Source organism: Sphingomonas sp. NIC1 (genome assembly GCF_001638925.1).
Lineage (GTDB): Bacteria > Pseudomonadota > Alphaproteobacteria > Sphingomonadales > Sphingomonadaceae > Sphingomonas > Sphingomonas aquatilis.
This window is the reverse complement of the sequence record NZ_CP015521.1, coordinates 1,305,870-1,323,860: the sequence shown is the minus strand read 5'-3', so window position 1 is coordinate 1,323,860 and position 17,991 is coordinate 1,305,870. Positions and strand designations below refer to the sequence as shown.

The window sequence follows — 17,991 nt, the reverse complement described above, 5'->3', positions numbered from 1 at the left end:
ACCGGCCGTACGCTATCATAATCGTGAACTGGCCCCCGCTAGGCGTAGCATCCTCCATATCCGCCATTTCGGGTGCGGATACCGGCGAAACAAGCCGCTGCGGTGAAGCGCGGCGCACGCGCGGCGAATCGCGTCGGCATCAGGGCACCAACACCGTGTCGACCGCCTCCGCCGCCGTCTGCGGATAGTCGAGCGTGTAATGCAGGCCGCGGCTTTCGTGCCGGTGGAGCGCCGATCGTACGATCAGCTCGGCGGTCTGGAGCAGGTTCCGGAGCTCGATCAGGTCGGGCGTCACGCGGAAATGGCCGTAATAATCGGCGACCTCACCGGTCAGCATCTGGATGCGATGCTGCGCGCGCTCCAGCCGCTTCGTGGTGCGGACGATGCCGACGTAATTCCACATGAAGCGACGGATTTCGGTCCAGTTCTGCTTGATGACCACCTCTTCGTCCGAATCGGTGACGCGGCTTTCGTCCCAGGGTCGGATGACGGGGACGGGGGGCAGGCTGTCCCAATGCGCGGCGATATGGTCGGCGCACGCTTCGCCGAAGACGAAGCATTCGAGCAGGCTGTTGGACGCGAGGCGGTTGGCGCCGTGCAGCCCGCTTTCGGTGCATTCGCCCGCCGCATAGAGGCCGGGCAGATCGGTGCGGCCGTCGCGGTCGATGACGATGCCGCCGCAGGTGTAATGCTGCGCGGGCACGACCGGGATCGGCTGTGTCGTCATGTCGATGCCGAGGCCGAGCAGCTTTTCGTAGATGTTGGGGAAGTGGCCCTTCACGAATTCCGGCGGCTGATGGCTGATGTCGAGATGGACGTAATCGAGGCCGTAGCGCTTGATTTCGGCATCGATCGCGCGCGCCACGACGTCGCGCGGCGCCAGCTCCATCCGCTCCGCGTCATAGTAGGACATGAAGCGCTTGCCGGTGGTCGGGTTGATCAGCCGCCCGCCCTCGCCACGCACCGCCTCGGTGATGAGGAAGTTCTTGACCTCGAGATTGTAGAGGCAGGTCGGGTGGAACTGCATCATCTCCATATTGGAGACGCGGCAACCCGCGCGCCATGCCATCGCGATACCGTCACCCGTCGCGCCGCGCGGCGCGGTGGAGAAGAGGTAGGTGCGGCCTGCGCCGCCGGTGGCGAGGATCGTCGCGCGCGCGGTGTAGAGGGTGACGCGGCCCGTGCCCCGATCGACCGCATAGACGCCCCAGACGTTGCCCGCGCCCGAATAGCGCTGTTCGTGCCGGCTGGTCGCGAGGTCGATCGCGACCTGATCGGGGACGAGCGTGATATTGGGATGCGCCTCGGCGGCGCGTTGCAACGCCTCCTGCACCGCCCAGCCGGTCGCGTCGGCGACATGGACGATGCGGCGATGCGAATGGCCGCCTTCGCGGGTGAGGTGGAGCGCGTTCCCTTCGGTGGCGAAGGGGACGCCGAGTTGGGTCAGGCGCTCGATCGCGGCGGGGGCGTTCTCGACGACGAATTCGACGATATCGCGGTCGTTAAGGCCCGCGCCGGCGACCATCGTATCCTCGACATGGTTGTCGAACGTGTCACCGGGTTCGAGCACCGCGGCGATTCCGCCCTGCGCCCAGGCAGTCGATCCTTCGTTGAGCGCGCCCTTGGCGAGGACGGTGACCTTGAACCGGTCCGCGAGATTGAGCGCCGCGGTGAGCCCGGCGGCGCCCGAGCCGACGATCAGCACGTCGGTGGCGGGGGGTGATTCGCTCATCGCGGGGCGCTTTCGTGGCCGCGGAAGTGGACGAAGTGGACGATACGTATCGTCCGGAAACGCCCCCCGTACGTCCCACCGCAAGGATGGCGGCCGGCGGGCAGGGCGGGACGGGGATCAGGCATCGGACCGCTGTGGCATAAACCGGGGCGTGTAGGACAGCCGGTTTCGCATAAGGGCCGGCCGATCCCGCAATCGGTGCGACGGCGGGAAACCGATTGCGGCGCTCTGCGTCTTGTGACTCACGTGTGACAGGTTCGACGCGGCCTCGGGACAAGCCGCTTCAGGGAGGCGGTGCCCATGACCGTTCTGATCGGACAGACGCAATATTCCGTTGCTGCGCGCGCGGCGTTGCAGCGCCATCGATCGATCCGCGACCATTTCGCGGCCGAGCTGTTCGCCGAGCCGGCGCTGGAGGCGCTGCTGCAATTGTTCATCGCGCAGGAGGAGGGCGTGCGGCTCAGCATGCTGACGCTCAGCCGGCAGTGCAGCGTGTCCGAATCGACCGGCCTGCGCTGGATCGCCCGGCTGGAGGCGCTGGGCTATTGCGAGCGGATCGCCGATCATCAGGACCATCGGCGTTCGTGGATCGTGATGAGTGACGATGGGTGCCGGCGGATGCGGCGCTGGCTCGATACGCAGCCGCGCGAGGCGTGAGGGCGGTGGCCTTCTCACGGGGTGGGGCGGGTTAGCCTACGAGTGCCGGTGCGCCGCAGCGTGCGCCGACGACGCGCAGGTCGGCCTGTCCGATGCGGACGCCGGCAAGCTGCTGCACTTGTTCGAGGATGCCGTCGAGCGCCGGCGCGACGCCGGACAGGGCGCTGAGCAGAGGGGCGGTGACCGGCGACGTGCTGACCGTGAGCCCGAGCACGCTGATCCGGAGATCGAGCCGCTGGAGCAGCGAGGCGATGAGGCCACCGAAGGCTTGGGTGGTGTTGATCGTCTTCACCGCACGGTCGGCGATATCGCCCGGGGTGAAGGTCGCCCGCGTCCAGTCGCTGCCGCCGACCTGCACGTCGGCGAGGCCGGTCACGGCGGTCACCAGCACCGACAGCAAGGTGGCCGGCTGGGGCTGGAGCGGCGCATTGAGGTTGCGCAGTGCGGTGTCGGACACCTGGCCGATGATCGCGCGCATCGGCGTGACCCGCCCGTCGACACCGACGGTCGCGCCGCCGGTGCCGCAGGCGACCGAGGCGAGCCGTGCCTCGCCGCCGGCGCCCTCCAGGATCACCGGCAAATTGGCGGTGGCGAGGCCGAGGCCGGCAACGTCGATCCGCGCATTGAGCGCGATGCGAATCTGCGAGGTGCTGACCGTCACCGACGAATCGCGGCCGACGCGTACCCAGGGCGAGGTGGCGACGCGACTACCGATGATGACCGTCGCCTTGGTCGATCCGACGCCTATCACCTGTCCGCCGAGGTCGAGCGTCAGCTGGCGGTCGCCGCCGGTGCCGATCAGCGCTTCGCGCAGCAGCTCGTCCGCGCCGACGTTGAGCGATTTCAGGATGGTGCCGTCGCCGAGCTTCACGATGCGGGCGAGATCGACCTTGGTCGGGGGCAGTTTGACCGCGATGCTGCGCAGCACGGAGGCGCCGGTGCCCGGCGTCGCCGCATCGGCCATCGCGGTGACGAGCGTCGGCAGGTCGACCACCGCCGAGGCGGTGCTGTCGAACGTGCCCAGGCCAACCCCGGCGCGCGTCTTGAGCAGGCCGGACAAAGCATAGAGATCGACGTTGGCGCCGACCAAAGCGTTATAGTCGGCGACGCTGAGGTTCAGATCGACGCCCGCCAGCTGCGACAGCAGCATGCCCGGAACGCCGCCCTGGACGTGGACCAGGCGGCTGCCGACGCTGATCGCCGCCTCCCCCGTCCGCGCGGCGATCGCCGCGGCGCGCAGGTCGACGTAGCGCCGACCGGTGAGGATACCGGAGAAGAACAGCGGGATGCGCTGGCTCGCCAGCACCTGCACCGCGGCGACGCCGTTCGCGGCCGGCTGGAAGCGCGCCGCGACCGCGACCGCCGGATCGGGGTTGTAGGCGCCTGATTGGGCGGTGACGATCGTGACGCTGGGCGCGCTGTCGGCGGCGACGGCGCTTTGCGCCGCGGTGCGCGGGTCGCCGCCCTGAAGCACGGCGGCCATCGCGGCGCGATCGGTGATGCCCTGCAGCTGGCGCTTGCGCACGACCATCCAGCCGTAATCGACGGCGAGCGAGGCGGCGCTGAGGAAGATGATGATCAGGAAGACCGACATGACCGCGACGCTGCCGCGCCGGTCGCGCGCCAGTTGTCGTCCGAATGGGGAGACGGCGAAGCGAACCCTCACAGGCCCCCCAGCAGGATGGTGGCGCGCTGGACGATGCGGCTGGGTGGCGCGGGCACGAAGGGCAGGCGCAAATTGCCGTCGCGACTGGCGTCGTAGCTGACCGTGATGGTGAGCTGGCCCGTCCCCTCGCTGACCGCGATCGTGGCGCGCTGCATGTCGTAGCGTCCGAGATTCTTGAGGTGTTCGGTTGCCTTGCCCGTGGCGAGATTGCGCCGTTCGGTGGCGTCGAGGCCGGCGATGGCGGCGCGGGCGCCGTCGTTCGCCGCCTGCTGGATGCCGTTCGCGACCAGGAACCACCAGGCGTAGGAAATGATGCCGAAGGTCAGCATCAGCATTACCGGCAACAGAACGGCAAATTCGATCAGCATCGACCCGCCCGTGTGGGACAGAATTGCCGCAATTCCCTTCCGGCCGCGGCCCGCGGTGCGGGCGCTGACGGCGTCGGTGCGAACATCAACTCCGGTCATTCTCTTTCCTCCATGACAGGGCATGGAGGATGTCGCCTCAAGTCGATCTAAACATTTCTGTCAGAACGACTTTGAGGTGATTTTCGGACCGGATCCGTTTGTTTGGCGAACTATTGCCGACGTGCGGCTTTGTTTCGCTATCGAAAGATTGCTCAGGCGTCGGTGCGGGTGAGGCTGAGGAACACGTCTTCCAGATCGGGTTCTTTGGTCGTCACGTCGACGATGCCGAAACCGTCGTTCTGCACCGCGGCGAGGACGTCGCCGGCATTCACCCGATCCTTGGCATAGGTGATCTCGAGCGTGCGGCTGCCTTTCAGGACGATCTTGGCGAAGCAGGCGTTCTGCGGCGGCGTCGCGACGTCGCGGTCGACGGTGACTGCCACTACCTTTTCCTGCGCCTTGCCGACGAGGTCGCGCGTCGGTTCGTTGGCGATCAGGCGGCCGTGGTTGATTATCGCTATGCGATCGCACAATTCCTCGGCCTCTTCGAGGTAATGGGTGGTCAGCACGACGGTGACGCCGGCGGCGTTCAGTTCGCGGACATAGGCCCACAATTGCTGGCGCAGCTGGATGTCGACGCCCGCGGTCGGTTCGTCGAGGACGAGGACGGGGGGCGAATGGACCATCGCCTTGGCGACCATCAGCCGCCGCTTCATGCCGCCCGACAGCGTGCGGGCGTAGGCGTTCGCCTTGTCCTCCAGATGCACCGCGCGCAGCAGGTCGAGGCTGCGGCGCTGCGATTTGGGGACGCCGTAGAGGCCTGCCTGGATTTCCAGCGTCTCGATCGGCGTGAAGAAGGGGTCGAACAGGATTTCCTGGTTGACGATGCCGATCGACGCCTTGGCGTTGCGCGGATGCGCGTCGATGTCGAAACCCCAGATTTCGGCGCTGCCCTCGGTCTTGTTCACCAGGCCGGCGAGGATGTTGATGAGCGTCGATTTGCCGGCGCCATTGGGGCCGAGCAGGCCGAAGATCTGGCCGCGGGGGACGTCGAAGCTGACCCCGTCGAGCGCGCGCTTGCCGCCCTGATAGGTCTTGCAGAGGTTCTGGATGCGGATCGCGGCCTCGGTCATGGAGCGGGGCATACGCTTGTCGTGGCGGGGTGCAACCCATTCCGGTGGATGCATCCTCTTCCTTCATCGTCATTCGCGCGGAGGCGGGAACCCAGACTGGCTAACGGTGCGGCTCTATCGTTGCGGTTCGGAGGGTATGGATTCCCGCCTTCGCGGGAATGACGAAGGGGGGAGAGCGAAGACGTAGCGGAGGATTGATGGGACGGGCGCGCCTTGCTATCCGCTGGCGCATGATCGCGCCGCCCGAAATCGTCCGTGTCTCCCAACGCCGCGTCGCCTGCGACGGCGCCACCGACATTCCCGGCGGTGCGGCGCTCGGCCATCCGCGCGTGTTCCTGCAGATCGACGAGCATGGCTATATCGACTGCGGCTATTGCGATCGGCGCTTCGTGCTGATCGGCGGGCCGGCGGACGGCGTCGATCAGGCGACGTTGCGCGACATTTCGGAAGGCGCGAGCCCGCGCTAACTAGCCGGGCCGCATCGCGCGCCTATATTGGCGGGTATGACCGTATCCGCCGATCCCCGCTCGTTCCTGTATCGCGACGCGCTGTCGCCCGACGCCGCGCTGCGGCTGACCGCCGAAACGCTGGGGGCCGCCGATGATGGCGAACTCTATCTGCAATATCGTAAGGCCGAGGCGTTCGGCTTCGATGACGGGCGGCTGAAGACCGCGAGCTACGACACCAATGCGGGCTTCGGCCTGCGCGCCGTGTCGGGCGAGATGACCGCCTTCGCGCACGCCAACGAGCTGTCCGAAGCGGCGATCCGCCGCGCGGGCGAGACGATGGCGCTGATCGACCCGTCGAACGGTGCCAAGGCGCTGCCGCCGCAGGGCAACAACCGCCACCTCTATACCGATGCCGACCCCCTCGACCTGGTGCCGTTCGCCGACAAGGTGAATTTGTGCCAGACGATCGATGCCGCGGCGCGGGCGCGCGATCCGCGCGTGGCGCAGGTGTCGGTGGGCCTCAGCGGCACGTGGAGCGTGGTCGAAATCGTGCGGCCCGACGGCTTCGTCGCGACCGACGTGCGGCCGCTGGTGCGGCTCAACATCCAGATCGTCGTCGAACAGAATGGTCGGCGGGAGACGGGCAGCTTCGGCATCGGCGGGCGCTATCTGTACGAGCGGCTGATGGAGCCGGCGGTGTGGAACCGCGGGATCGACGAGGCGCTGGCGCAGGCGTTGATCAACCTCGAATCGGTCGCGGCGCCGGCGGGCGAGATGACCGTGCTGCTCGGGCCGGGCTGGCCGGGGGTGCTGTTGCACGAGGCGATCGGCCATGGGCTGGAGGGCGACTTCAACCGCAAGGGCACCAGCGCCTTCTCGGGCCGGATCGGCGAGCGCGTCGCGGCGCCGGGCGTGACGGTGGTCGACGACGGCAGCCTCGCCGACCGGCGCGGGTCGCTGTCGATCGACGACGAGGGCACGCCGACGCGCGAGACGGTGCTGATCGAGGACGGTATCCTGAAGGGCTATATGCAGGATCGGCTCAACGCGCGGCTGATGGGCGTGGCCGCGACGGGCAATGGCCGGCGCGAAAGCTTCGCGCATGCGCCGATGCCGCGGATGACCAACACCTTCATGAAGGACGGCAAGGACGATCCCGCCGAGCTGCTGTCGCGCGTGAAGACGGGCATCTTCGCCAAGAGCTTCGGCGGCGGGCAGGTGGATATCGTGTCGGGCAAGTTCGTCTTTTCCTGCACCGAGGCGTACCGGATCGAGAACGGCAAGCTGGGCGCGCCGATCAAGGGCGCGACGCTGATCGGCGACGGGCCGACGGTGCTGACCAAAGTGCTGGGCATCGGCAACGACTTCGCGCTGGACGAAGGGATCGGCGTGTGCGGCAAGGGCGGACAGAGCGTGCCCGCGGGCGTGGGTCAGCCGACGCTGCTGGTCGATGGGCTGACGGTGGGGGGGACGGCGGCCTGAAGGATCAGAAGCCGTTGATGAGGAAGTCGAGCGCGGCCTTGATCGTCCATTCCTGATCCGCGAGCGATCCGATGCGTCCACGGAGCAGTTTGGCGTCCAGCGTGACGGCGAAGTGCGTGGCGAGCAGCCATGGTTCGCCGTCCAACGTCACCTGAGGGTTCAGCCGGCCGACGACGTTTGTATCATCGGAAGGGTCGATCAGCGGGATCACCAGCCGCGTACGGTGGACACTCGCCAGTGGAGACTGGACGTCGACGACATGTGCGCCGTCGGGCAGAATGTAGACGTCGAATTGGGCCATCACCAGGCGCGGTACTTTTCGAGTGGATGACCGTTTTTCTCGTACCAGCGGTTCCAGCCTTCGATGGCGTGAGCATTATCCTCGCGCCATCGCGCCTCCTGCGCAGCTTTGATCGCCACGCGTAGCGCGTCTTCACTCACTCGGGACATATTGACCCCGGCTTCCCTGGCAGCCGCGACGATGCCGGTGTCGATCGAGACGTTGACGGCCCTGCGCTTGCCGGTGCGGATCGGATCGTGCTTCATGCGGTGAAAGTATGCGCATCATCTATGCGCGTCAACGGAGTGCAACCATGTCCCTCGTCGAACTCGGTCGGTACGATCGCAACCTGGCCAACATCCTCGTCGGGCGACTGGCGGCGGAAGGGATTGCGGCGATCGCCTTCGATGGCGGCGCGAGCATCGCCGATGGCAGCTATCTGCTGATCCCGGTCCGCGTGATGGTGGACGAGGACGATCTGACGGCGGCGCAGGATATCGTCGGCGCTGCCTGATTTTTGGGCAGAGAAAGCGCGCTGCACAATAATCTGACGTTGCCTGCGTCGACTACGCACGAAATACCCTGAAATCCTGCCAAATCGTAAATGGCACGGTCGTTGCGATGCAGCATGCCGTCTGATGCGAAGGGGGCAGGGATGAAGCTGGTCATTGCGATCATCAAGCCGTTCAAGCTCGACGAGGTGAGGGAAGCGCTCACCACGTTGGGGGTGGCAGGGATGACGGTTACCGAGGTCAAGGGGTTCGGCCGCCAGAAGGGCCAGACCGAAATCTACCGCGGCGCCGAATACAGCACCAACATGGTGCCCAAGATCAAGATCGAGGTGGTGTGCGCCGCCGACCTGGCCGACCGGGTCGTCGAGGCGATCCAGGCATCGGCGAACACCGGCGCGATCGGCGACGGCAAGATCTTCGTGCTCGACGTCGGGCAGGCGGTGCGCATCCGTACCGGCGAAACCGACGATTCGGCGCTCTGAGGGGGGTAAGATGAAGCTGACACACACAATCGCCGGTGTCGGGGCGGCCTGCGCTGCCGCGGCCTTCACCGCACTGCCGGCCTTCGCCCAGGCGGCGCCCGCGGCGGCACCCGTCGTCGCGACGGTCAACAAGGGCGACACCGCCTGGATGATGACCAGCACCGTGCTGGTGATGATGATGATCCTGCCGGGCCTCGCGCTGTTCTACGGCGGCCTCACCCGCGCCAAGAACATGCTGTCGGTAATGACGCAGATCGGCGCGGTCGCGTGCCTCGCGATGCTGATCTGGGTGATGTACGGCTATTCCCTCGCCTTCGGACCGGACGTGGCCGGTGGCGGGGTGCTGACCAACTTCATCGCCAGCTTCGACAAGGCGTTCCTGAAGGGCGTGACCGCGGCGTCGCAGTCGGCGACCTTCACCGCAGGCGTCGAAATCCCCGAATATGTCTTCATCTGCTTCCAGATGACCTTTGCCGCGATCACCGTCGCACTGGTGCTGGGATCGGTGGTCGAGCGGATGAAGTTCAGCGCGGTGATGGCGTTCGGCGCCGTCTGGCTGACGATCGTCTACTTCCCGATCGCACACATGGTGTGGGCATCGTCGGGCCTGTTCTTCAAGGCGGGCGCGCTCGACTTCGCGGGCGGCACCGTGGTGCACATCAACGCCGGCGTTTCGGCGCTGGTCGCATCGCTGATGCTCGGCAAGCGCATGGGCTATCCCAATACGCCGATGCCGCCGCATTCGCTGACCCTGACGGGCGTCGGCACCGGCCTGCTGTGGGTCGGCTGGTTCGGGTTCAATGCGGGTAGCGCGCTGGAAGCCAATGGCTCGGCGGGGCTCGCGATGATCAACACCTTCGTCGCGACCGCGAGCGGCGGCCTGTTCTGGATGCTGATCGAGCGGGTGCGCGGTCACAAGGGGTCGGCGCTGGGCTTCTGTTCGGGCATCGTCGCCGGCCTGGTCGCGGTGACGCCGGCGGCAGGCAATTCGGGTCCGTTCGGTGCGATCGTGCTGGGTGCGGTTGCTTCGGTGGTCTGCTTCTTCGCGGTGTCGGTGCTGAAGCCCAAGCTCGGCTATGACGACGCGCTCGACGCCTTCGGCGTGCATGGCATCGGCGGCATGATCGGCGCGATCGGCACGGGCATCGTCTATGCGCCCTCGCTCGGTGGACCGGGTGCGGCGGATTACGCGATGGGCGCCAAGCTGCTGGTGCAGATCGAGGCGGTCGCGACGACGATCGTCTGGGCCTCGATCGGCACGGTGATCGCGATCACCATCGCCAAGCTGCTCACCGGCCTGCGCGTCAGCCCCGAAGTCGAGCAGGAAGGCCTCGACCTCGGCGAACACGGCGAGCGCGCCTACAATTGATCGGGAGCGGGACGCCAGGTCTCGCACCCCACCGACGTTCCTCCTGCGGACGACCCTGGCCCGGTACGGTAACGTACCGGGTCTTTTTTTATGTTCGCGCGAAGACGCGAAGACGCGAAGGGGGTGCGTGAGGGGCGGGCGTCAGCCTGTCTTGCTCGTGATGGGGAGGGCAGGTGGCTGGCGGCGGGTGCCTGCCTCTTCGCGGCTTCGCGGCTTCGCGTGAATCGGTTTTTGCGCGCAGAGGCGCGGAGGACGCCAAGGGCGCAGAACGGGCGGATCATTCCCGTTCGTGCTGAGCTTGTCGAAGCACGTCGTGCCACAGGGGCGGGGGTGCGTGGGGCGACCCGCCCTTCGACAGGCTCAGGGCGAACGGGGTGTGGGAGCACGGCCCGCCCTGCCCTTTACGTCGTCATCCGGGCGAAAGCCGGGATCCATGGAAACGCGACGCAGCGGTTGCGCGCCTACGTCAGCCACACCTCCGTCCATGGATCCCGGCGTGTGCCGGGATGACGAAAGTCGGGTGAAAGGGCGCGGGCCTCAGCCCAGTTGCGCGCGTAGGTCCATCATGGCGATCGCCGCCTGGGCCGCGCCGCCGCCCTTGTCGAGCTGGCCGGGGTCGGCGCGGGCGATGGCTTGCGCTTCGTTTTCGGTGGTCAGGATGCCGTTGCCGATGGCGAGGCCGTCCATGGTCAGCGCCATGATACCGCGCGCGCTTTCGTTCGAGACGATTTCGAAATGATAGGTCTCGCCGCGGATCACGACGCCCAGCGCGACGAAGGCGTCGTAGCGGCTGGTGTCGGACGCCAGCGCGATCGCGCCAGGCACCTCGAGCGCGCCGGGCACCGTCACCGTCTCATGCGTGTGGCCAGCCGCCTCGATCGCGGCGCGGGCGCCGGCGAACAGCATGTCGTTGAGATGATCGTAGAAGCGGGCTTCGACGATGAGGATATTGGCCATGGGTCAGCCTTCGCCTTCGATGCGGCGCTCGGCGACGATCGACAGGCCGTAGCCGTCGAGCCCCACGAGCGTGTGGTGGGTGTTGGTCAGCAGGATCATGTCGTGGACGCCGAGCTCGGCGAGGATCATCGCGCCGACGCCATAGTCGCGCAATTCCTCCATCGGCACTTCGACCTGCTCGCCGGCATGGCGGCGGACGGCGGTGGTGAAGCCGTCGGCGCGCTGGCGGTTGATGATGACGATGACGCCCGAGCCTTCTTTGGCGATCATCTCCATCGAGCGCTGGAGCATGCGGCTGCGGTCGCCGTCCTCGCCGAACACGTCGGCGAAGGGGGAGAGCGCGTGCATGCGCACCAGCACGGGCTGCGTCACGTCGAGCCGGCCCTTGACCAGCGCGATCTGTTCGGTGCCCGTCGCGGTGTTGCGATAGGCGCGTACCGCCCATTCGCCGCCCCAGCGGCTGGTGAAGCGCGTTTCCGACACCAGCGACACGAGATGGTCGTAGCGGCGGCGATAGGCGATCAGGTCGCGGATCGTGCCGATCTTGAGGTTGTGGAACTGCGCGAAGGTGACGAGATCGTCCATCCGCGCCATCGTGCCATCCTCGTTCATGATCTCGCAGATCACGCCCGAGGGGTTGAGGCCGGCGAGGCGCGAGACGTCGACCGCCGCCTCGGTGTGCCCTGCGCGCACCAGCACGCCGCCGTCGCGCGCGACGAGCGGGAAGACGTGGCCCGGCGTCACGATATCGGCGCGGCCCTTGGCCGAATCGGTCGCCACCGCGATCGTGCGGGCGCGGTCGGCGGCGGAGATACCGGTCGTCACGCCTTCTCGCGCCTCGATCGAGACGGTGAAGGCGGTTTCGTGGCGGGTGCCGTTGTTACGGCTCATCAGGTCGAGGCCGAGTTCCTCGACGCGGGTGCGCGTCATCGCGAGGCAGATGAGGCCACGGCCGTGACGGGCCATGAAGTTGATCTTTTCGGGCGTCGCCATCTGCGCGGGGATGACGAGGTCGCCCTCATTCTCGCGATCTTCGTCGTCGACGAGGATGAACATGCGGCCGTTACGCGCCTCGTCGATGATCTCTTCAGGGCTGGACAGGAAGGCGTGGCGCAGCTGGGCGATCTCAGGGTTAGCGGCCACGGTAATGCTCCATGCGTTGCAGATAGCGGGCGAGGACGTCGATCTCGATATTGACCATCTGGCCCTGGGCGAGGGCGCCGAGCGTCGTCACCGCCTGGGTGTGGGGGATGAGGTTGACCGAAAAGTGCGTGACGTCCCCATGATCCTCGACCGTGTTGACGGTGAGCGAGACGCCGTCGATCGTGATCGACCCCTTGGGCGCGATGAACGGCGCGAGGGCGGCGGGGACGGCGAAGCCGATGCGGTGCGACTCGCCCTCCGGACAGATGCCGATCACCTCGGCGATGCCGTCGACATGGCCGGTGACGATATGGCCGCCGAGTTCGTCGCCGAGCTTCATCGCGCGTTCGAGATTGAGGCGGCGTCCTTCGACCCATTGGTCGCGTGCGGTGCGGGCGATGGTCTCGCCGGAGACCTGGACGTCGAACCAATGGGTGCCGGCCGTGCCCTTATCGATGACGGTCAGGCAGACGCCCGAACAGGCGATCGAGGCGCCGAGGTCGATCGTGTCGGGGTCGTAGGACGTGGCGATGCGCACGCGCGTGTCGCCCTCGCTCTGAACCCGTTCGATCGTGCCGATATCGCTGACTATGCCGGTGAACATGGGGTGCGCTCGTAGACCTCGAGCCGGTCGCTGCCAAGCTGGCGCGCATCGTGGAGCTGCCAGCGGCCGTGTGCCGATCCGAGATCGGTGAGGCCGATCGCGCCGATCGCGGGCAGGCCGCCGCCGATGACGATGGGCGCGCGGTAGAGGAGCAGGCGGTCGACGAGGTCGTCTCGCAAGAAGGCGGCGGCGGTGCCCGCGCCGCCGTCGATGAGCAGGTGGTCGCCGGGGAGGGTGGCGATGGCGGCGGGGGAGGGAATCCATGCCGGGTCGCCCTCACCCTTCCGCGGCTCCGCCGCTCCCTCCCTCTCCCGATGGGAGAGGGAAGCGGCGCGCAGCGCCGAAGGGTGAGGGTGAGTGCGGGACAGTACCACCCGCTGCGGGCTTCGTTCCTCCAGCCCCGGCAGGCGCACGTCGAGGGTCGGGCGGTCCGCCTCCCATGTTCCCCGGCCGACGAGGATCGCTTCGTGGCGGGCGCGTTCGAGGTGGGCGTGGGCGCGTGCCTCTGCGCCGGTGATCCAGCGGCTGGTGCCGTCGGCGAGCGCGATGCAGCCGTCGAGCGAGGTGGCGAGCTTCAGCGTCACGAACGGGCGGCCGAGCCGGCGGCGGGTGAGGAAGCCGGCCATGCTGCGCGCCGCATCGGTGGCAAGCAGGCCGACCGCCACCGCGACACCGGCGGCGCGGAGTCGGGCGATGCCCTGGCCGTTGGTGCGCGGGTCCGGATCGCCGAGCGCGATTACCACACGCGCGATGCCGGCCGCGATCAGCAGATCGGTGCAGGCCGGTCCGCGCGCCGAGAGATGCGCGCAGGGTTCCAGCGTGACATAGGCGGTGGCACTGCGTGCCGCGTCGCCCGCCTGCGCGAGCGCCATCGCCTCGGCATGCGGGCGGCCGCCGGGCTGGGTCCAGCCGCGACCGACCACTTGATCGTCGCGGACGATGACGCAACCGACGTTGGGATTGGGCGCGGTGCGGCCGCGCGTGCGCTCGGCGAGCGTAAGCGCGGCGGCCATCCAGCGCGAATCGGCCGTGCTCACAGCCCCATTTTGTTCATCGCGTCATCGACCTTCTTGAACTGGCTGCGCAATTTCTCCTCGCGCGCCTTTTGTGCGGCGATGCGCTTGTCCTGTTCGACCTTGTCGATCGCCTGCTGCGCCTTGATCTCCGCATCGGTGCGGTTGGCCGCGTAATTCTTGAAGTAGATGATGTTGGGTTGATAGGGTTCGGGCGGAATGTCGTTGCGCATGAAGGCGTAGACGAAGAACCCCGTGATCGCGATCGCCAGCGCAAGAAAGCCCAGGTCGCGCGGCTCGCGCTGCGACAGGAAGAAGCGCAGGTCGCGAATGGCCCGCACCGGCGAGAAGCGGCTGAAGAACTGCATGGGGGAGAAGATAGGACGTGGCGGCGGACGCGACCAGCCCCTCCCTTGCAAACGGCCGTTCGTGCTGAGCCTGTCGAAGCACGGCTGTCCGGGGGCGTTACGCTTGTGGCAACCTGCCCTTCGACAGGCTCAGGGCGAACGGCGCGAGGGTTGGGGGTCAGTCGGTCAGCCCGTGGACCAGCAGCAGCGAGACGAAGGTGAGGAGCGCCGCCCAGGCGAAGACGAGCAGCACCGCGGTACGCCAGAGTGCGGAAAAGGTGCGCAGCGAATAGGCGCCGCGTAGTTGGCGGAACATGTGGATCGGCGGCAGCGCAAAGACGGCGAGCACGATCCAGCCGCTGCCGATGCCGATGACGCCGGCGATCATCAGCGTGATCACCATCAGCATCATGAAGGCGAGGCTGTAGGTGACGAAGATCGCGTGATCGTACAGGCCGAAGCGGCGGCGCCACAGGAAGAGCAACGCCACGAAGGGCGTCGAGATGGGGATCAGCAGCCAGCTGTATTTGTACGCGCTCGATTGCAGCTTGTAGAGCGCGAGGCCGGGGTTCTTGTTGGCCTTTTCCAGGCCGTGGTCGAGGCTGGCCCAGCCGGTCTTGGCGTTGGTGAACGACGTTTCCACGCTGTCGCCGCCGGTCGCGCCCGCCTGGGTCCGCTTCAGCGCGGCGATCGCGGTCTGCAGGCCGGCGATGTCCTGATCGATTTTTCCGGTCGGTTTGCCCGCAGCGACCAGCTTGGCGCGTGTCTTCTGGGCGAGGTCGAGCTGCTTTTCCACCTTCTCGACGCCGCCGGCGATGCCGACGATGTGGCGGCTGACGCCTTCGGGCGTCGCGAGTTCGGCGATGTCGCCGCCCAGCGCGCTGATCGTCGCGAACATCAGGAAAACGGTGAACAGGAACACCGCGAGCGGCGAGACGAAGCGCGCGCGTTCGCCGGCGACGTAGCGGCGGGTGAGATCGCCCGGCCGCCACACCAGCATCGGCAGCGTGCGCCAGATCTTGCCTTCGAAATGGAACACGCCGTGCGCGATCTCATGCCCGATCGCGCCGATCGTGCGATGGACGTGGCCGCTCTGTCCGCAGGCGTGGCAATGCGCGCCGATCAGCCGCGTGCCGCAGTTGAGGCACAGGCCGTGGCCGTGCTCGCGTGATTCCCCGGCGTGCGGCTCCACCGTGCGGGCGGCGAGCGCGCCCGTGATGAAGTCCCCTGCTGCTGCGATATCCCCCGACATGATAGCAGCTTAGCAAGCTGTATCGGCCGGGCAAGATCGTCTTCGTGGCATAAGGCGGGGTAGCGTGGTAACGAACGGCATGGCCGACGCAGACAATACGCACGAAATGATCGCAGACATGGGCGCGCGTGCGCGCCGCGCCGCCAGGATGCTCGCGGCTCTGCCGACGGCGGCGAAGGCGGCCGGGCTGCGCGCTGCGGCGGCGGCGGTGCGTGCGGCGGCGCCGGCGATCCTTGATGCGAATGCGCGCGACATGGCGGCAGGCGAGGCACGCGGCCTGAGTGGCGCGCTGCTCGACCGGCTGCGGCTCGATGCCGGGCGGATCGAGGGGATCGCGGCGGGGATCGGGGCGGTGGCGGGGCTCGACGACCCGGTCGGGCAGGTGATCGATCGTCGCGAGCGGCCCAATGGCTTGCAGCTGACCCGCGTGCGCGTGCCGATCGGCGTGATCGGCATCATCTACGAATCGCGGCCCAACGTGACCGCGGACGCGGCGGCATTGTGCGTGATGGCGGGCAATGCGGTGATCCTGCGCGGCGGCAGCGAGGCGATCCATAGCAATCGTGCGATCCATGCGGCGCTGGTTGAGGGGCTGGAGCAGGCGGCACTGCCGGTGGAGGCGGTGCAGCTGGTGCCGACCACCGATCGTGCCGCGGTCGGCGCGATGCTGACCGCCGATGGCGTGATCGACCTGATCGTCCCGCGCGGCGGCAAGAGCTTGGTCGCGCGCGTGCAGGCGGAGGCGCGGGTGCCGGTGCTGGCGCATCTCGATGGGATCAACCACGTCTATGTCGATGGCTCGGCCGATCCGGCGATGGCGGAGCGGGTGGTGCTGGATGCCAAGATGCGGCGGACGGGCATCTGCGGGGCGATGGAGACGCTGCTGATCGATCGCGACTTTGCCAGGCCAGCGGAGTTGGTGACAGCGTTGCAACAGGCCGGATGCGAAGTGCGTGGCGATCCCGTCGAGGCGGCGTTCGGCGAGATCGTCGTGCCCGTCAGCGCCGAGGATTGGGACACCGAATATCTCGATGCGATCGCCTCCGTCGCGCTGGTCGACGGGGTTGAGGGGGCGATGGCGCATATCGCGCGGCACGGCTCGCACCATACCGACGCGATCGTCGCCGAGGATGCAGGGGTTGCGGAGCGATTCCTGAACGGCGTCGACAGTGCGATCGTGCTGTGGAACGCCTCCACCCAATTCGCCGATGGGGGCGAGTTCGGGCTGGGTGCGGAGATCGGCATCGCGACGGGGCGGCTGCACGCCCGCGGGCCGGTCGCGCTGGAGGGGCTGACGACGTACAAATGGATCGGCCGCGGCACGGGGCAGGTGCGCGGTTGATAGCGCCGCGCGCCAAGCGTAGGCTGCGCCGATGAACGCCCCCACGCGCATCTCCGCCGAAGTCGACGATGTGACGCTCGCCAAGATCGAGGCGGCGGCATCGCAGCTGGGGGTGAGCCTGGAGCAGTTTGCGGGCGATGCGCTGCGGCGGGCGGCGGACGAGGCCAGCGATCTGGCCGACCGATTGGAGCGGGGACGCAGCCAGATCGCGGCGGGCGATTGTCGCGACCACGACGCGTTCATGGCCGATCTACGCCACTGGAGAGACGATCGGGTCCGTTCGCGTTGATGCGGTTGATCTGGTCGACGCAGGCCCAGCAAGAGCTGCTCGACATTGCCGAACATTATGACGGGATCGATCCCGATCTGGCGAATGCGATCGTCGATCGGGTCGAGGCGTCCGTGTCGCCCTTGCTCGAGTTTCCACGGTTGGGAGCGATCATCGAACGGAACGGGGCCCGAAAGTGGCGGGTGCCGCGCACGCCCTTCATTCTATTGTACGATGTCACCGCCGAGCGGATCGAGATCCTGAGCGTCAGCCACGCCCGCAGCGACTGGGCCGAGCCATGAAAACCGGCCTGCTCGGCGGATCGTTCAACCCGGCGCATCGCGGGCATCGGGCGATCACGCTCGCCGCGATCCGGGCGCTGGAGCTTGACGAGGCATGGTGGCTGGTGTCGCCGGGCAATCCGCTCAAGAGCGGCGCGCGCGACATGGCGCCGCTGGCCGCGCGGCTCGCGTCGGCCAAGCGGATGGCGCGGCGGGCGCCGATCCGGGCGAGCGATATCGAGGCGCGGCTGGGTACGCGCTACACGCTCGACACACTGCGCCAATTGCAGCGGCGTTACCCCCGGCGGCAGTTCATCTGGTTGATGGGGGCGGACAATCTGGCGCAGTTTCATCGCTGGCTCGGGTGGCGCGAGATCGCGCGCACGATGCCGATTGCGGTGATCGCGCGTCCGGGGTATGACGACAAGGCCCTCGCGGGTGTCGCGATGGGTTGGCTGCGGCGCTTCCAACGGCCCGCACGCCAGGCGAAGCATTGGACCTCGTGGAGTTTGCCGGCACTCGTGCTGTTGCGCTTCCGCCCCGACCCGACCTCCGCCACCGCGGTCCGTGCGGCCGATCCCGACTGGCACCGGCACTGATGCCGGCCCAGCAACC

Annotated in this window: 22 protein-coding genes; 10 read left to right on the top strand and 12 right to left on the bottom strand. The window is 67.6% G+C overall.

The annotated features are described in order from the left end of the window. Positions 1-139: 139 nt before the first annotated feature. Positions 140-1,732, bottom strand: coding sequence for an L-aspartate oxidase (nadB, locus tag A7E77_RS06455; protein ID WP_063686715.1), 1,593 nt, complete (start codon positions 1,730-1,732; stop codon positions 140-142). Positions 1,733-2,032: 300 nt separating this feature from the next. Here nadB and A7E77_RS06450 point away from each other — a divergent pair, with 300 nt between their 5' ends. Beyond that, on the top strand, positions 2,033-2,389 hold the full coding sequence (locus tag A7E77_RS06450) for a hypothetical protein (RefSeq protein WP_017980292.1): 357 nt from the start codon (positions 2,033-2,035) through the stop codon (positions 2,387-2,389). A 31-nt stretch (positions 2,390-2,420) separates the two neighbouring features. On the opposite strand, the gene A7E77_RS06445 is transcribed toward A7E77_RS06450, so the two are convergent. The 3 genes from A7E77_RS06445 to A7E77_RS06435 form a co-directional block, all read right to left on the bottom strand. Then, positions 2,421-3,983, bottom strand: coding sequence for a TadG family pilus assembly protein (locus A7E77_RS06445; RefSeq protein WP_063689767.1), 1,563 nt, complete (start codon positions 3,981-3,983; stop codon positions 2,421-2,423). Positions 3,984-4,051: 68 nt separating this feature from the next. Further along, positions 4,052-4,522 carry a TadE/TadG family type IV pilus assembly protein gene (locus A7E77_RS06440; RefSeq protein ID WP_018250604.1) on the bottom strand — a complete coding sequence of 157 codons (471 nt, stop codon included), beginning with the start codon at positions 4,520-4,522 and terminating at the stop codon, positions 4,052-4,054. 152 nt (positions 4,523-4,674) lie between these two features. After that, on the bottom strand, positions 4,675-5,595 hold the full coding sequence (locus A7E77_RS06435) for an ABC transporter ATP-binding protein (protein ID WP_063686714.1): 921 nt from the start codon (positions 5,593-5,595) through the stop codon (positions 4,675-4,677). Between the two features lie 230 nt (positions 5,596-5,825). On the opposite strand from A7E77_RS06435, the gene A7E77_RS06430 reads away from it, so the two are divergent. Both A7E77_RS06430 and tldD read left to right on the top strand, forming a co-directional pair. Further along, entirely contained in the window at positions 5,826-6,062 is a 237-nt protein-coding gene (locus A7E77_RS06430) for a zinc-finger domain-containing protein (RefSeq protein ID WP_017980288.1), read from the top strand. Positions 6,063-6,098: 36 nt separating this feature from the next. After that, positions 6,099-7,526: a metalloprotease TldD gene (gene tldD / locus A7E77_RS06425; protein ID WP_063686713.1), complete on the top strand. Its 1,428-nt coding sequence runs from the start codon at positions 6,099-6,101 to the stop codon at positions 7,524-7,526. 4 nt (positions 7,527-7,530) lie between these two features. Here the strand turns inward: tldD and A7E77_RS06420 are convergent, their stop codons facing one another. Then, positions 7,531-7,827, bottom strand: a complete 297-nt coding sequence (locus tag A7E77_RS06420; protein ID WP_043060891.1) for a CcdB family protein — start codon at positions 7,825-7,827, stop codon at positions 7,531-7,533. Continuing rightward, positions 7,827-8,072, bottom strand: coding sequence for a type II toxin-antitoxin system CcdA family antitoxin (locus tag A7E77_RS06415; protein ID WP_063686712.1), 246 nt, complete (start codon positions 8,070-8,072; stop codon positions 7,827-7,829). The genes A7E77_RS06420 and A7E77_RS06415 overlap by 1 nt, the downstream gene beginning before the upstream one ends. Positions 8,073-8,119: 47 nt before the next feature. Between A7E77_RS06415 and A7E77_RS06410 the strand changes: the two genes are divergently transcribed. From A7E77_RS06410 to A7E77_RS06400, 3 genes are all read left to right on the top strand, one after another. Then, positions 8,120-8,320 (top strand): DUF2007 domain-containing protein, encoded by a 201-nt coding sequence (locus tag A7E77_RS06410; protein WP_043060897.1) that lies wholly within the window; start codon positions 8,120-8,122, stop codon positions 8,318-8,320. A 141-nt stretch (positions 8,321-8,461) separates the two neighbouring features. After that, the gene (locus A7E77_RS06405; protein ID WP_017980283.1) at positions 8,462-8,800 is read left to right on the top strand and encodes a P-II family nitrogen regulator; all 339 of its coding nucleotides are present in this window, start codon (positions 8,462-8,464) and stop codon (positions 8,798-8,800) included. Positions 8,801-8,810: 10 nt separating this feature from the next. After that, positions 8,811-10,169, top strand: a complete 1,359-nt coding sequence (locus A7E77_RS06400; protein WP_017980282.1) for an ammonium transporter — start codon at positions 8,811-8,813, stop codon at positions 10,167-10,169. Positions 10,170-10,706: 537 nt separating this feature from the next. Here the strand turns inward: A7E77_RS06400 and ribH are convergent. From ribH to A7E77_RS06370, 6 genes are all read right to left on the bottom strand, one after another. Beyond that, positions 10,707-11,126: a 6,7-dimethyl-8-ribityllumazine synthase gene (gene ribH / locus A7E77_RS06395; protein ID WP_063686711.1), complete on the bottom strand. Its 420-nt coding sequence runs from the start codon at positions 11,124-11,126 to the stop codon at positions 10,707-10,709. Between the two features lie 3 nt (positions 11,127-11,129). Then, complete coding sequence (ribB, locus tag A7E77_RS06390) at positions 11,130-12,269, bottom strand: 3,4-dihydroxy-2-butanone-4-phosphate synthase (protein ID WP_063686709.1); 1,140 nt, start codon at positions 12,267-12,269, stop codon at positions 11,130-11,132. Then, entirely contained in the window at positions 12,259-12,873 is a 615-nt protein-coding gene (locus A7E77_RS06385) for a riboflavin synthase (RefSeq protein WP_063686707.1), read from the bottom strand. The genes ribB and A7E77_RS06385 overlap by 11 nt, the downstream gene beginning before the upstream one ends. Further along, positions 12,858-13,886, bottom strand: a complete 1,029-nt coding sequence (ribD, locus tag A7E77_RS06380) for a bifunctional diaminohydroxyphosphoribosylaminopyrimidine deaminase/5-amino-6-(5-phosphoribosylamino)uracil reductase RibD (protein ID WP_192930024.1) — start codon at positions 13,884-13,886, stop codon at positions 12,858-12,860. Before ribD ends, A7E77_RS06385 begins: the two co-directional genes overlap by 16 nt. 20 nt (positions 13,887-13,906) lie before the next feature. Further along, positions 13,907-14,254: a hypothetical protein gene (locus A7E77_RS06375; RefSeq protein ID WP_017980277.1), complete on the bottom strand. Its 348-nt coding sequence runs from the start codon at positions 14,252-14,254 to the stop codon at positions 13,907-13,909. A 157-nt stretch (positions 14,255-14,411) separates the two neighbouring features. Next, on the bottom strand, positions 14,412-15,485 hold the full coding sequence (locus tag A7E77_RS06370) for a DUF3667 domain-containing protein (protein ID WP_063686703.1): 1,074 nt from the start codon (positions 15,483-15,485) through the stop codon (positions 14,412-14,414). Between the two features lie 79 nt (positions 15,486-15,564). On the opposite strand from A7E77_RS06370, the gene A7E77_RS06365 reads away from it, so the two are divergent. The 4 genes from A7E77_RS06365 to A7E77_RS06350 are packed head-to-tail and all read left to right on the top strand — an operon-like array spanning position 15,565 to position 17,975. Next, a complete protein-coding gene (locus A7E77_RS06365; protein WP_063686700.1) occupies positions 15,565-16,827 on the top strand; it encodes a glutamate-5-semialdehyde dehydrogenase in 1,263 nt (420 codons plus the stop codon). A gap of 31 nt (positions 16,828-16,858) precedes the next feature. Beyond that, entirely contained in the window at positions 16,859-17,116 is a 258-nt protein-coding gene (locus tag A7E77_RS06360; RefSeq protein WP_063686698.1) for a hypothetical protein, read from the top strand. Next, positions 17,116-17,397, top strand: a complete 282-nt coding sequence (locus A7E77_RS06355) for a type II toxin-antitoxin system RelE/ParE family toxin (RefSeq protein ID WP_063686696.1) — start codon at positions 17,116-17,118, stop codon at positions 17,395-17,397. Before A7E77_RS06360 ends, A7E77_RS06355 begins: the two co-directional genes overlap by 1 nt. Next, positions 17,394-17,975 carry a nicotinate-nucleotide adenylyltransferase gene (locus tag A7E77_RS06350; RefSeq protein WP_063686694.1) on the top strand — a complete coding sequence of 194 codons (582 nt, stop codon included), beginning with the start codon at positions 17,394-17,396 and terminating at the stop codon, positions 17,973-17,975. The genes A7E77_RS06355 and A7E77_RS06350 overlap by 4 nt, the downstream gene beginning before the upstream one ends. The last annotated feature ends 16 nt before the right edge of the window (positions 17,976-17,991 follow it).